Source organism: Stenotrophomonas sp. SY1 (assembly GCF_021202945.1).
Taxonomy (GTDB): domain Bacteria; phylum Pseudomonadota; class Gammaproteobacteria; order Xanthomonadales; family Xanthomonadaceae; genus Stenotrophomonas.
The window spans coordinates 1,300,604-1,314,292 of record NZ_JAJOYR010000001.1 but is presented as its reverse complement, the minus strand read 5'-3'; the positions used below and the strand labels follow the sequence as shown (position 1 = coordinate 1,314,292).

At 65.9% G+C, this 13,689-nt stretch carries 8 protein-coding genes; 3 read left to right on the top strand and 5 right to left on the bottom strand.

The genetic code is table 11. From position 1 onward, the window contains the following. Positions 1–35 precede the first annotated feature (35 nt). Entirely contained in the window at positions 36–2,414 is a 2,379-nt protein-coding gene (locus LR961_RS05320) for a TonB-dependent receptor (protein ID WP_232147382.1), read from the top strand. 416 nt (positions 2,415–2,830) lie between these two features. Beyond that, positions 2,831–4,546: a YbaL family putative K(+) efflux transporter gene (gene ybaL / locus LR961_RS05315; protein WP_232147381.1), complete on the top strand. Its 1,716-nt coding sequence runs from the start codon at positions 2,831–2,833 to the stop codon at positions 4,544–4,546. A 270-nt stretch (positions 4,547–4,816) separates the two neighbouring features. On the opposite strand, the gene LR961_RS05310 is transcribed toward ybaL, so the two are convergent. Further along, positions 4,817–5,707 (bottom strand): GyrI-like domain-containing protein, encoded by an 891-nt coding sequence (locus LR961_RS05310; protein ID WP_232147380.1) that lies wholly within the window; start codon positions 5,705–5,707, stop codon positions 4,817–4,819. A gap of 43 nt (positions 5,708–5,750) precedes the next feature. Next, positions 5,751–6,686, bottom strand: a complete 936-nt coding sequence (locus tag LR961_RS05305) for a LysR family transcriptional regulator (RefSeq protein ID WP_232147379.1) — start codon at positions 6,684–6,686, stop codon at positions 5,751–5,753. Between the two features lie 123 nt (positions 6,687–6,809). Between LR961_RS05305 and LR961_RS05300 the strand changes: the two genes are divergently transcribed. Beyond that, on the top strand, positions 6,810–7,460 hold the full coding sequence (locus LR961_RS05300; protein WP_232147378.1) for an NAD(P)-dependent oxidoreductase: 651 nt from the start codon (positions 6,810–6,812) through the stop codon (positions 7,458–7,460). Positions 7,461–7,629: 169 nt separating this feature from the next. On the opposite strand, the gene LR961_RS05295 is transcribed toward LR961_RS05300, so the two are convergent. From LR961_RS05295 to LR961_RS05285, 3 genes are all read right to left on the bottom strand, one after another. Then, on the bottom strand, positions 7,630–8,916 hold the full coding sequence (locus LR961_RS05295) for an aminotransferase class I/II-fold pyridoxal phosphate-dependent enzyme (protein ID WP_232147377.1): 1,287 nt from the start codon (positions 8,914–8,916) through the stop codon (positions 7,630–7,632). A gap of 307 nt (positions 8,917–9,223) precedes the next feature. Next, entirely contained in the window at positions 9,224–11,812 is a 2,589-nt protein-coding gene (gene clpB / locus LR961_RS05290; protein WP_232147376.1) for an ATP-dependent chaperone ClpB, read from the bottom strand. A gap of 215 nt (positions 11,813–12,027) precedes the next feature. Beyond that, the gene (locus LR961_RS05285; RefSeq protein WP_232147375.1) at positions 12,028–13,602 is read right to left on the bottom strand and encodes a hypothetical protein; all 1,575 of its coding nucleotides are present in this window, start codon (positions 13,600–13,602) and stop codon (positions 12,028–12,030) included. Positions 13,603–13,689 lie beyond the last annotated feature (87 nt).

Sequence of the window (13,689 nt, the reverse complement as noted above, 5' to 3'; positions counted from 1 at the left end):
TCGGTGTCGCCACTCATTACCGGAGCTGCAAACTGATGAACCGCAAGTCCAGTACGCTCGCTGTCGCCGTTGCCATCGCACTCGCTTCGCCGGCTGTTCCCGCGCTCGCCCAATCCTCCGCACAGACCCTGGACACGGTGATCGTCACCGGCACCCGCGTGGCCGACCGCACGGTCGCCGAGTCGCAGTCGCCGATCGACATCGTCACCCCCGAGGCGCTGCAATCCACCGGCACCACCGAGCTGGCCACCGCGCTGTCGCGCGCCCTGCCCTCGCTGAACTTCCCGCGCCCGGCCCTGACCGACGGCACCAGCGGCATCCGCCCGGCGCAGCTGCGCGGCCTGTCACCGGACCAGGTGCTGGTCCTGGTCAACGGCAAGCGCCGCCACACCTCGGCCATGATCAACGTCAACGGCAGCATCGGCCGTGGCTCGGCGGCGGTGGACATCAACGCCATTCCGATCGCCGCCATCGAGCGCGTGGAAGTGCTGCGTGATGGCGCCTCGGCCCAGTACGGCTCGGACGCCATCGCCGGCGTGATCAACATCGTGCTCAAGGGCAGCGGCGAAGGCGGCAGCCTGGCCGTGGACTACGGCCAGTATTCGGCCGGTGATGGCAACAAGTACCAGCTCTCCGGCGACACCGGCGTCAGCTTCGCCGACGGCCGCGGCAAGCTGCACCTTGCCGGCCAGGTCAGCCAGCAGGACGAAAGCGACCGCGCCGGTCCGTACCGGGGCACGACGCCGAACACCGGCAACTTCCCGTCCATCGGTGAAACCACCTTCATCGTCGGCGACCCGCGCGTGGATGCCAGCGCGGCCTCGGCCAACCTGAGCTTTGCCTTCAGCGACAACATCACCGGCTACGCCAACGCGCTGCTGAGCAACCGCGACATCACCTCGTTCGCGTTCTACCGCTCGCCCAACCACAGCGGCCAGGGCGCACTGCTGGCGCAGGTCTATCCGGACGGCTTCGTGCCGCAGATCAACCAGTATTCCAAGGACCGCTCGGCCGTGGCCGGCGTCAAGGGCAGCACCGAGAGTGGCTGGACCTGGGATGTGAGCCTCAACCACGGTGAGAACACCCTGGATTTCCACACCCGCAACAGCATCAGCTACAGCCTGGGCCTCAACAGCCCCAGTTCCTTCTACGACGGCACCCTGAAGTACCAGCAGGACATCTTCAACGCCGACATCACCAAGGCGCTGGACTGGGGCCTGGCCTATCCGGTCACGCTGTCCTTCGGCGGCGAGTACCGCAAGGAAAAGTGGGAGCAGACCCCGGGCGAGGCGAACTCGTACTTCGGCAGCGGCGCACAGGGCTTCGGCGGTTTCACCCCGATCAATGAAGTGCATGCCGACCGCCACAACTACGCCATCTATGCCGGCCTGGAAGCCGACCTGACCGACAAGTTCTCCGCCGGCCTGACCGGCCGCTACGAGGACTACTCGGACTTCGGCGACAAGTTCTCCGGCAAGCTGTCGGCGCGCTACGCCTTCACCGACAAGGTCGCGCTGCGTGCCACCGCCTCCAGCGGCTTCCGCGCTCCGTCGCTGGCCCAGCAGGGCTACCAGGCGGTGACCAGCACGATCATCAACGGCGTGTTCTTCGACCGTGGCACCTTCCCCACCACCAGCGCTGCGGCGCAAGCGCTGGGTGCCTCACCGCTGAAGGCAGAGACCGCCACCAGCTACAGCGCCGGCCTAGTGCTGCAGCCGCTTGATCGCCTGTACGTGACCGTCGATGCCTACCAGATCGACATCGACGACCGCATCGCGCTGTCCTCCAACATCACCACCACCCCGGCCGCCGCCACGCTGCTGACCGGCCTGGGCCTGTCGCAGGTGACCGCGTTCTCCTACTTCACCAACGCACTGGATACCCGCACCCGCGGCGTGGACGTGGTGTCCAGCTACACGCTGCCGTTCAGTGCCAGCAGCCTGGAACTGACCGCCGCTTACAGCTACAACGAGACCGAGGTGAAGCAGGTCAACGGCTCGCCGGCGGCGTTCTCGGCACTGGGCATCACCCAGTCGCTGATCGGCCGCGACGAGATCGGCCGCATCGAGGACAGCTATCCGCGCGACAAAGCAATCGTCAGCGGCACCTGGCGCTCGGACCGCTGGGAGCTGGGCTTGGCCGCGACCCGCTACGGCAGCTTCACCGTGCGCAACTCGGCCACCGCCGCGCGTGACCAGACCTACGACGCGAGCTGGGTGCTGGACGCTTCGGCCAGCTTCAAGCCCAGCGAGAACTGGAAGCTCACCCTGGGCGCGGACAACCTGCTGGACCAGTACCCGGACCGCACCGCGGACCTGCAGAACTCCACCTGGGGCATGTTGCCGTACAGCAACTACTCGCCGTACGGCTTCAACGGCGCCTATGTCTACGGACGTATCAGCTACACCTGGTAAGGCCGCAGCAACGTCGTGCAAGGAAGATGCCCCGGGAAACCGGGGCATTTTTCTGGCTGCGGTATCCAGAGCTGCCCTCACCCCACCCCCTCTCCCGCGTGCGGGAGAGGGGCTCTGATCGCGTCAGCTGCCAGTGCACTTTCCCCTCCCCCGACGTGCGGGGTGAGAGGGACTGCTTGCGAACCAAAGGTTCGCAGGCCCCCGAACGCCCATGCACCAGCGCAAGCGCCAGGGCACGGAGCGGGGTTGGGGGCAAAGCTGCCTTTTGAAGAAAATCCGGGCGGCCAAGCGCAATGCCCTCACATTCCCGGCACACACCGTTTCCCGAAAAGTGAGATTTTTCAAAATCTTCCCGATGTGTACACCGGTGCACCTTTAGAATCGGGAGCTGCCCCCGAATCACCAAGCGAGCCTCGATGCACCATGACACCGCCCTGATCAACATGCTCGCCATCGGCCTGGGCCTGGCCTTCGTGCTCGGTGCCCTGGCCAACAAACTGCGGCTGTCGCCGCTGGTGGGCTATCTGGTCGCAGGCGTTGTCGTGGGCCCGTTCACTCCCGGCTTCGTGGCCGACCAGGCGCTGGCCAACCAGCTGGCTGAAATCGGCGTGATGTTGCTGATGTTCGGCGTCGGCCTGCACTTCTCGCTGAAGGACCTGATGGCGGTCAAGGCAATCGCCATTCCCGGTGCGATCGGCCAGATCGTGGTGGCCACCCTGCTCGGCTGGGGCGTTGCCGCGCTGATGGGCTGGCCGACGCTGCATGGCGTGATCTTCGGCTTCTCGCTGGCCACCGCGTCCACCGTGGTGTTGCTGCGGGCCATGGAAGAACGCCGCCTGCTGGAAACCACGCGCGGCAAGATCGCGGTGGGCTGGCTGATCGTCGAGGACCTGGCCTGTGTGCTGGCACTGGTGATGATGCCGGTGATCGCCGAAGTGTTCGGCCCGGACGCCTCCGGCAAGAGCCCGTCCGTGACCGGCCTGCTCGCCTCGATCGGCTGGACCTTCGTACAGCTGGGCCTGTTCGTGGCGGTGATGCTGGTGGTCGGGCGCCGGGTGATCCCGTGGGTGCTGGAGAAAGTCGCCGGCACCGGCTCGCGCGAACTGTTCACCCTGTGCGTGCTGGCCATCGCGCTGGGCGTCGCGTTCGGTGCGGCGGCGCTGTTCGGCGTGTCGTTCGCGCTGGGCGCGTTCTTCGCCGGCATGATGCTCAACGAGTCCGAACTCAGCCACAAGGCCGCACACGACTCGCTGCCGCTGCGTGACGCGTTCGCGGTGCTGTTCTTCGTTTCGGTGGGCATGCTGTTCAACCCGGCGATCATCGTCGAGCACCCGTGGCAGGTGCTGGCCACCGTGCTGATCATCATGTTCGGCAAGTCGGCCGCCGCGTTCTTCATCGTGCGTGCCTTCGGCCACAGCAAGGGCACAGCGCTGACCATCTCCGCCTCGCTGGCGCAGATCGGTGAGTTCGCCTTCATCATCGCCGGCCTCGGCGTTGCGCTGAAGATCCTGCCGCCGGAAGGCCAGTCGCTGGTGCTGGCCGGCGCACTGGTGTCGATCATGCTCAACCCGCTGGTGTTCGGCCTGCTCGACCGCTGGCAGGCGCGCCACAAGGAAACCCTTCCGGAGCCGGAAGAACCCGACATCCCGCCCGGTCCGTCGCTGGACCTGCACGACCACGCCATCGTGGTCGGCTACGGCCGCGTCGGCAGCGAGCTGGCGCAGGTGCTGCGCGACCGCGGCGTACCGGTGCTGGTGATCGACGACAACCGCGAGCACGTGGAGCGCGCGCACGCAGCCGGCATTCCCGGCATCCGTGGCAGCGCCGCCGCCGACAAGGTGCTGGCCGAAGCCCACCCGGAGCGGGCCAAGATCGCAGTGCTGGCGATCCCGCAGCCGCTGGAGTCGGGTGAGGCGCTGGCCAAGCTGCGCGCCATCAACCCAGATCTGACCCTGCTGGCGCGCGCGCACAGCGATGCCGAAGTGAAGCACCTGCTCGAACACGGCGCCGATGGCACGGTGATGGCCGAGCGCGAGCTGGCCTATTCGCTGGCCGAGATGATCATGGCCACCCCGCCCTACCGCAGCCTGCGCCCCGGCGCGGTGCAGCCCCCGGCGGCCAGCGGCGTTTGATCGGCGCACCGGCGACGACCCAGCGTCCTTCGCTGTAGGAGCGACCTTGGTCGCGAAGCTGATGCCGCCCCGGCGACCAGCGGCGTTTGGTCGGCGGGTGGGTGACCGACCCGCAAGCCTGCGGCTGCAGGAACGGCGTCAGCCGCGAAGCTGGAAGTGCGACGGCAAGCGCACGTGCCTGCAATTGCAGATGTTCGCTGCTGCGGGTGGCGACATCAGCTTCGCGGCTGACGCCGCTCCTACATGCCTGCGGCCGGCGGTGTTGGCAGGTCAGCCAGCCGAACTGGCCGCCAGCGGCAGGTAGATGTCGGCGCGCAGGATGGCTTCGGGGACTTCTTCGGGGTCGTCCAGGAAGTGGTAATGCAGCGGCGCATCACGCAGGGCATGGCCGCTGGCCGGCAACCATTCGGCCAACAACCGGTCGGTTGCGTCTTCCAGCAGCGCGTAGCTGCCCACATGCCGCAGACGTGCCACCTGACCACCTGCCAGTTGCAGGCGATGCAGCGGCTGCGGCAGTTCCGGTAGTTCTGCTGCCACCAGCAGCGCGCAATCAAACAACAATTCCTCGGCGGGCAGTTCGCGGTGATCGCCGAGCGGGATGCCGACCAACTGCCGCACCTGCTCGATCAGGCCCTGCTCCGCAGCCCAGCCAAACAGCTCGCCAAAGCTGCCATCCAGGTCGTCAAAGGCACCTTGTGCGCGCAGTGCCACCACTTCGAACGGCTCCAGCGTGATGACCTCCACGCTCAACGGTGCCTCCGCCTGCATCGGCGCAGCGCTCGGACGCGAAAGCCGTTCCACATGGCGCGCCAGCAACATCGGGTCGGCCCGCAGTTCGGTGGGGCTGGCATCCAGCGTTTCGCGCATCACCCGCGCCAGCGCCTGCGGCGTGTCGTAGCCAGCCAGCAGGGCGATTTCGGTAATGCTGGCATCGCTTTCGCGCAACCGCTGCAACGCCTTGAGCAGGCGCAGCCGCTGCACGGTGCGGCCGACGGTTTCGCCGGTCATGGCCCGATACACGCGATGGAAGTGATACGGCGAGTAGTGCGCCACAGCGGCCAGCGCGTCCAGATCCGGCAGCGCTCCTCCGCTGGCAACGGCCTGTTGCAGGCAGGCGATAACGCGATCAAGTTTTGGCAGGTGCGCGGCGTTGGCTTTCATGGGTGCTCTCCGAGGGGCCGTGCATGCATTGCAGCGCGATCGACTAACGGCCGCGTTTCCGATCTTGCGCAGGTTCGAGCGTTTCCCCGCTGCCACCGGGCATGCGCGCCAGATGCGCCTGCAACAAGGCAATCGCCTGCTTCACCTTGGCCGGCTGGCTTTGCCGGTGCGGCGTCACCGCCCAGACCGGCAAGGCCGGCACTTCCCAGCCGGGCAGCAGCCGCAGCAGCGCGCCACTGTCCAGCAGCGGGGCCACGTCCAGACAGGTCAGCACCGCCACACCGAGGCCGGACACGCATAGCTGCCGTACTGCTGGCTGGTTCTGGCTGACGATGCGCGGATGCGCCGGCACCCGCCGCTCCTCGCCCGACACCGAGTGACGCCACACCAGCCCCGGCACCTGCGGCAGGCCCAGCCATTCGCCGGCGGGCACCTGCAGCGGATCATCGGGAACCCCGTGCGCCTGCAACCACGCGGGCGCCGCGCACGGCCAGCGTTGCAGGCTGCCGATTCGCTGCGCCATCCAGTCGCTGTCAGGCAGCTGGCCGAAACGCAGTGCCACGTCGATACGGGCCTGCAACAGGTCGGTCCAGCCATCCTCGAAATACAGATGCACGCGCAGCTGCGGGTGCTCGCTGAGCCAGGCGCCCAGTGCCGGGCCGATGTGATCGGCCATGCCCAACGGTGCCGACAGACGCAGCTCGCCGCTGGGGGCTTCACGCGCGGCGGACAGTTCGGCCTGCGCCTCGCCGGCGGCATCCAGCAGGCGCGCACAGGCCGCGTAGTAGCGGCTGCCCACGTCGGTCAGGGCCAGACGGCGGGTCGAGCGATGCAGCAGCGGTACGCCAGCATCGCGCTCCAGCGCACGCAGTTGCTGGCTGACCGCCGAAGTACTCATGCCCAGTGCGCGCGCCGCCGCACTCAACGAACCGTGCTGCACCACCTGAGCAAACAGGGCCATGCGTTTGAAGCTGTCCATCGGCCACCTCCTTTGCGGCCATTGTGAAGCATGGCTTCAAGGTGATTGTGGGTTTGAGCGACTGCCGCCTTCACTCGCGGCAGCGGACCCTGTCACCAGTCCCAACCAACCTCAGGAACCCCCATGAAAGTCGCACTGATTGGCGCCACCGGTTTCGTCGGCAATGCCCTACTGGAAGAACTGCTGGCCCGTGGCCACGACGTCACCGCGCTGGTCCGCAACCCGGACAAGCTGGCCGCCCGCCCGAACCTCCATGTGATCAGGGCCGACGTGCAGGACACGGCCCAGGTGCAGGCCGCGGTCACCGGCCATGACGCGGTGATCAGCGCGTTCAACCCCGGCTGGGCCAACCCGAACATCTACCAGGACTTCATGAGCGGCACCCGCGCGATTGTTGCCGGTACCAAGGCAGCGGGCGTGAAGCGTTACATCGTGATCGGTGGCGCCGGCAGCCTGTATGCGCCGGATGGCACCCAACTGGTGGATTCGCCGCAGTTCCCGGCCGCGATCTACCCAGGCGCCAGCGCCGCACGCGATGGCCTGACCGAACTGAAGCAGGAATCCACGCTGGACTGGACCCAGCTCAGCCCGCCAGTTGCCTTCCATGCGGGTGGCCCGAGCGAGCGCACCGGGAAGTACCGTGTCGGCGGCGACACGCCGCTGAACACCGGCGATGGCCCTGGCACCATCAGCGTGGCTGATCTGGCGTTGGCGGTGGTTGATGAGCTGGAAGCGCCGAAGCATGTTGGCGAGCGGTTTACGGTTGCTTGGTGAGTTGTGCTGCTGGGCGAGGGCAATGCGCTGGAAGCTGCCCTCACCCCAACCCCTCTCCCGTAAACGGGAGAGGGGCTCGTATTGCTTGCACCCGTGGTTCACTAGCCCCTCTCCCGCTTGCGGGAGAGGGGTTGGGGTGAGGGGAAGCCTCTAACAAGCAAACCCAAACTCAAGCTTCCGCCAGCGCCTGCTCCAGATCGGCCAACAAGTCATCGATATGCTCGATGCCGACCGACAGCCGCACCGTGTCCAACGTCACGCCGGCCTTCTCCAATTCCACCTCGTCCAGCTGCCGATGCGTGGTGGAGGCCGGATGCGTGGCCAGCGATTTCGCATCGCCCAGATTCACCAGCCGTGTGAACAGCTGCAATGCATCCAGGAACCGCGCACCGGCCTCACGCCCACCCGGCAGGCCGAACGTCAGCACGCCCGAGCCATGGCCACGCAGGTACTTCTGCACCAGCGCATGCTCGGGATGATCCGGCAGTGCGGCGTAATTCACCCACGCGACCTTGGCGTGCCTCTGCAGGTAATGCGCCACCGCCAGCGTGTTGCTGTTGATGCGATCCATGCGCAGTGCCAGCGTCTCGATGCCCTGCAGGATCTGGAACGCGTTGAACGGCGAAATCGCCGCGCCCATGTTGCGCAACGGCACCACGCGCGCACGGCCGATGAACGCCGCCGGCCCCAATGCCTCGGTATAGACCACACCGTGATAACTCACGTCCGGAGTGTTGAGACGCGGAAAGCGGTCTTTGTGCTCGGCCCAGGGGAAACGGCCCGAATCCACGATCGCGCCGCCCAGGCTGGTGCCATGACCGCCCAGGTACTTGGTCAGCGAATGCACGACGATGTCGGCGCCGAAATCGAACGAGCGCTGCAGATACGGCGTGGCCACGGTGTTGTCGACGATCACCGGCACGCCGTGCGCATGCGCGATCTTGGCGATGGCTTCGACGTCGGTGATGTTGCCGCGCGGGTTGCCGATCGACTCGACGAACACCGCCTTGGTGCGTTCGTCGATCAAGGCGGCGAAGGCCTGCGGATCGCGGTAGTCGGCGAAGCGGGTCTGGATGCCGAACTGCGGCAAGGTATGCGCGAACAGGTTGTAGGTGCCGCCATACAGCGCGCTGGAGGCCAGAATGTTGTCGCCGGCCTCGGCGATGGTCTGGATGGCATAGGTGATGGCGGCCTGCCCGGAGGCAAGCGCCAGTGCGCCGATGCCACCTTCCAGCGCGGCGATGCGCTTTTCCAGCACATCGGTGGTCGGGTTCATGATGCGCGTGTAGATGTTGCCCTGCACCTTCAGGTCGAACAGATCGGCACCGTGCTGGGTGTCGTCGAAGGCGTAGGCAACGGTCTGATAGATCGGCACCGCCACCGCGCGCGTGGTGGGATCGGGCGAATAGCCGCCGTGCACGGCGATGGTTTCAGGCTTCCACTGCGGGTTGGTCATCGGGAGGCTCACGCGAAGTAAAGAATCGCTGACCTTAGCCCAATGCATGTGCGTTGCCGGGAACGGTTGCAGTGGTTACTTGTGAGCCGTTGGAATGAGCTGATGCCTGTTGGTTCAAAAACTCAACAGCGCCCTCACCCCTACCCCTCTCCCGCACGCGGGAGAGGGGAGCCATCTGCCGGATTGCTTGTAAAGGCCCCTCCTCTGCATGCAGGAGAGCCATCTGTAAGTCACAAAAAAAGCCCCTCTCCCGTGTACGGGAGAGGGGTTGGGGTGAGGGCGGTTTTCAGTACTTAGCTTTTAGCTTTCAGCCTTTGCCAAACTGCAGATGCCCGCCACCACCGGCTTCCACCTTGATCGTGTCGCCGCTGACGAACTCGCCGGACAGGATCTTCTGCGCCAACGGGTTCTCCAGCTGCGCCTGGATCGCACGCTTCAACGGGCGCGCGCCATAGACCGGGTCGAAGCCGACGTTGCTCAACACATCGAACGCCGAGTCGGACACATCCAGTGCCAATCCACGCTCGCCCAGCCGCTTCTCCAGGCCACGCATCTGGATGCGCGCGATCTGCTTGATCTGCTGCTTGTCCAGCGGATGGAACACGACGATGTCGTCCAGGCGATTGATGAACTCCGGACGGAAGTGCGCCTGCACCACGCCCATCACCGCCGCCTTCATCTGCGTGTACGCCTCCGGGCTGTCGTCACCGCTCATGTCCTGGATCTGGTGCGAGCCCAGGTTCGAGGTCATCACGATGACGGTGTTGCGGAAGTCCACGGTGCGGCCCTGACCGTCGGTCAGGCGGCCATCGTCCAGCACCTGCAGCAGGATGTTGAACACATCCGGATGCGCCTTCTCCACCTCGTCCAGCAGGATCACGCTGTACGGGCGGCGGCGCACCGCTTCGGTAAGGTAGCCACCTTCCTCGTAGCCCACGTAGCCCGGGGGCGCACCGATCAGGCGCGACACGCTGTGCTTCTCCATGAACTCACTCATGTCGATGCGCACCATCGCGTCGGGCGAATCGAACAGGAAGTCCGCCAAGGCCTTGGTCAGCTCGGTCTTGCCCACGCCGGTCGGGCCGAGGAACAGGAACGAGCCACTGGGACGGTTCGGATCGGACAGCCCCGCACGCGAACGACGCACCGCATCGGACACCACGCGGATCGCCTCTTCCTGGCCGACAACGCGGTTGTGCAGCATGTCTTCCATGCGCAGCAGCTTGTCGCGCTCGCCTTCCAGCATCTTGCTGACCGGAATGCCGGTCCAGCGCGAGACGACCTCGGCGATTTCCTCGTCGGTCACCCGGTCCTGCACCAACCGGAAGTCCTTGTGCTCCATTTCCTGCGCGGCCTGCAACTGCTTCTCCAGGTTGGGCAGCACGCCGTACTGGATCTCGCTCATCTTGGCGAAATCCTGCCGGCGCTGTGCGGCCTCCAGGTCGAGCTTGGCCTTCTCCACCTGCTCCTTGATCTTGGTAGCGCCCTGCAACGCGGCCTTTTCCGACTTCCAGATTTCGTTGAGGTCGGAGAACTCGCGCTCCAGCGTGTCGATATCGGTTTCCAGGTCAGCCAGACGCTTGCGCGAGGCCTCGTCCTTCTCCTTCTTCAACATCTCGCGCTGGATCTTGAGCTGGATCAAACGGCGTTCCAGACGATCCAGTTCCTCCGGCTTGGAATCGATTTCCATGCGGATGCGCGAAGCGGCCTCGTCCATCAGGTCGATGGCCTTGTCCGGCAGCTGGCGGTCGGTGATGTAGCGGTTGGACAGCGTCGCGGCGGCAACGACCGCCGGGTCGGTGATCTCCACACCGTGATGCACCGCGTAGCGTTCCTTCAGGCCACGCAGGATCGCGATGGTGTCTTCCACCGTCGGCTCGCCCACGAACACCTTCTGGAAACGACGTTCCAGCGCGGCATCCTTTTCGATGTATTGGCGGTATTCGTCCAGCGTGGTGGCGCCGATGCAATGCAGCTCGCCGCGCGCCAACGCCGGCTTGAGCATGTTGCCCGCATCCATCGCGCCATCGGCCTTGCCGGCGCCGACCATGGTGTGCAGTTCGTCGATGAACAGGATGATCTGGCCTTCGTTCTTGGACAGATCACTGAGCACGGCCTTCAGCCGCTCCTCGAACTCGCCACGGAACTTGGCACCGGCAATCAACGCGCCCATGTCCAGCGAGAGCACGCGCTTGCCACGCAGGCCTTCGGGCACTTCGTCGTTGATGATGCGCTGGGCCAGGCCCTCGACAATGGCGGTCTTGCCCACGCCGGGCTCGCCGATCAGCACCGGGTTGTTCTTGGTGCGACGCTGCAACACCTGGATGGTGCGGCGGATTTCCTCGTCGCGGCCGATCACCGGATCAAGCTTGCCGCTTTCGGCACGCGCGGTCAGGTCGATGGTGTACTTCTCCAGCGCCTGGCGCTGCTCCTCGGCGTTTTCGCTCTGCACGGTTTCGCCGCCGCGCAGCTTGTCGATGGCGGCTTCGATCTTTTTCTTGTCGGCACCGGCTGCACGCAGCGCCATGCCGGCCGCGCCACCGTCATCCACCGCTGCCAGCAGGAACCACTCGCTGGCGATGAACTGATCGTTGTGCTGCTGGGCCAGCTTGTCGGTGTTGTTGAGCAGGCGGCTCAGGTCATTGCCCATCGACAGGTTGCCGGCCTGGCCGGAAACCTTGGGCAGTGCATCCAGTGATTCGGCCAGGCGCTCGCGCAGCACCGGCACGTTGACGCCGGCCTGCGCCAGCAACGGACGGCTGCTGCCGCCGGGCTGGTCGAGCAATGCGCTGAGCACATGCACCGGTTCGATGATGTTGTTGTCGCGGCCAACGGCCAGAGACTGCGCGTCGGACAGCGCCTTCTGGAAGTTGGAGGTGAGCTTATCCATCCGCATGGGTCTTCTTCCTCAGTATGAAGTGCCAACATTGCTGGCGATACTGGATCAGATGCGGTTGCGACGGCGTGATTCAAGGGCAGCGCGCCTGCCCATTCACGCTATGGAACGCAGCCATGCTGCGCTGGAGACGTTTCCGGCAACGCCCCTGCCGAGCAGGGCCCGGCATCACCGGTCATTCGAGGACCGGGATTCCCTCCCGGCCCTCGCAGCCCTCACCGCTGCTTCTGCAGCGACATCAGTCCGATGACCGTTGCCAGCACCGCGTATGCAGCAGTCACCTGCAGGGTGATCTGCTGGCGCAGGCCTTCCAGCTGCCACGGCAGATAGATGCCGCCGCGCGGATCGGTGGAATGGATCACACCAAATGCGCTGAGCACCCCGCCAACCAGCAACAGCAGCACCGCAACGCCCGGGCGGCGCTCGATCAGGGCCACCAGTGCCGCGGCCCACAACATCGCGGTGATGATGAAACCGTTGCCCAGCAGTTGCAGCGTGGCCACGTCCGACAAGCCGTGGCCATCCACTGCCGCATACATTGCCGCCGCCGCGTCCGGCGTGACCCAGGTGCCGAACTTAATGTTGATCAGGTAGGCCACCGCCGGCAGGAACGCCAATGCCACGGCGATGGCGTGTTCGCGCTTGGTCTGCTGGAACGCCTGCACGGTGATGTCCAGCCCGACAAACACGATGATCGGCGCCAGCACCGCCACCGGCAGCCATTGCACCAGTCCGGCCACCACGCCCAGCATGCCGCCGATACCGATGAACAGGCCGGTCAGCAGCGTGTAACCGGTACGTGCACCCAGGCGCTTGTACGCCGGCTGGCCGATGTAAGGCGTGGTCTGCGCCACGCCGCCGCAGACGCCGGCCACCAGCGTTGCAATGGCTTCGACCAGCAGCACATCGCGGGTGCGGTAATCGTCACCGGCCGCACGCGCGCTCTCGGCCACGTTGATGCCACCGACCACCATCAGCAGGCCGAACGGCAGCAGCAGCGACAGATACGGCACGGTCAACGGCAGGCCGTCGACGAAGCCCAGCGACGGCAGCGGCAGCGCCAGTGCGAACGAAATCGCCGGCGGCCACTGGAAGCCGGTCAACACGCCGGCCGAACCCAGCCCGTAGTACAGCGCCACACCCACCAGCAACGCGAACAGCACGCCCGGCAGGCGCAACGGCACCACGCCGCGCGCCACCAGCACGTACAGCAGCACGCCCAGCGTGACCAGGCCGACCAGCGGCTGGCGCAGGCTTTCGATCAAGGGCAGAAACCCCAGCAGCATCAGTGCGGCGCCACCAATGGAACCCAGCAAGGCCGCTCGCGGCACATGCCGCGATACCGCATCACCGGCAAAGGACAGCACCAGCTTGAGCAGGCCCATCACCACCAGCGAGGCCATGCCCAACTGCCAGGTGGCCATCGCCGCCGCGTGCGGGTCCAGTCCCTGCTGCTTGAAGCCAACAAAGGCCGGCCCCAGCACCAGCAGCGCCATGCCGATGCTGGTGGGCGCATCCAGGCCCAGCGGCATCGCGGTGACGTCATCACGGCCAGTGCGCGTGGCCAGTCGTCGCGCCATCCACGTGTACATCAGGTTGCCCACCAGCACGCCAAAGGCGGTACCGGGGAACATCCGCCCGAATACCACCTCGGCCGGGAACTGGAAGATGACCGTCAACGCCATCGCGATGAAGCCGAGGATCGACAGGTTGTCGACCACCAGGCCGAAGAAGCCATTGAGATCGCCGGGGACGAACCAGCGGCGGGAGGAATGCTGCGATGTGGACATGGGGGAGTCAGCTTGAGCCCCGCTGCCGTAAGCGGAAGAGGGGTTGGGGTGAGGGCAAGGGGTGAAGTACAGCAGAAGCGGAAGGCG